General features: G+C 43.9%; 1 pseudogene. It reads right to left on the reverse strand.

Annotated features, from left to right (window positions below):
* Positions 1–362, reverse strand: a pseudogene (locus A3712_RS27700) (hypothetical protein); the annotation flags it as partial.

The following is a 362-nucleotide window of genomic DNA, read 5'->3' on the forward strand; positions in this document are numbered from 1 at the left end:
ACTTGAATTTCCACTGTCTTCCCATTTTTTGAGAAGTTCTTTTGTTACCAGTTGGCTACCAACTTTAAGAGCCGGACCACTAATATCTCGGAATTGATAGTAATCCACCCCTGAAGAAGTCACTGCAATGACCTTATCCTCTAATACATACAAAAAGTTGATCGCGCTACTTATCAACGCCTGGTGTACAAGTACAGATCTCTTCATGTTATCCACGATATAGAGCGAATTCTCGGTTGTAATAGCGCTCACAATTCCATCCGCCGATGTCGCCATATGGCGAATGGCACCATCAACCGCTAGCCCTCCGAGCTCTTTTTGCTGTGCGGAGTTTGAAATCCACTCGAGCTTATTATCTTCCA

This window comes from Vibrio sp. HI00D65, assembly GCF_001635455.1.
Lineage (GTDB): Bacteria > Pseudomonadota > Gammaproteobacteria > Enterobacterales > Vibrionaceae > Vibrio.